Source organism: Achromobacter sp. D7-1 (assembly GCF_059760445.1).
This window is the reverse complement of record NZ_JCBAMT010000182.1, coordinates 1-264: the sequence shown is the minus strand read 5'-3', so window position 1 is coordinate 264 and position 264 is coordinate 1. Positions and strand designations below refer to the sequence as shown.

Genomic DNA, 264 nt, shown 5'->3' with positions numbered 1-264 from the left:
CGTTGACGTTCTGGCCGGCGGCGACCGTGCCCTTGGCCACGCCCACGACGTTGGTGGCGTCCGCGCCGAGGGTGTCGGCGCCGGTGCCGCTGATGACGTTGCCGGTGGCGGTCAGCGCGGTGTCTTCCGTGACGGTGGCGGTGTCGGGCTTGGCTTCAGGAGCGGTGTCGGTGATGAGCACCACCAGGTCGTCGGACTTGACCTGGTTGGCCGCATCGGTGACGGTGACGGTGAACTTGTCGGTGACGGAGTTGTCGCCGGCGG

At 69.3% G+C, this 264-nt stretch carries 1 protein-coding gene; it reads right to left on the bottom strand.

The features are described 5' to 3' along the window. On the bottom strand, window positions 1-264 hold a 264-nt coding region (locus AC6LKD_RS32685), incomplete at both ends, for a hypothetical protein (RefSeq protein ID WP_498118549.1).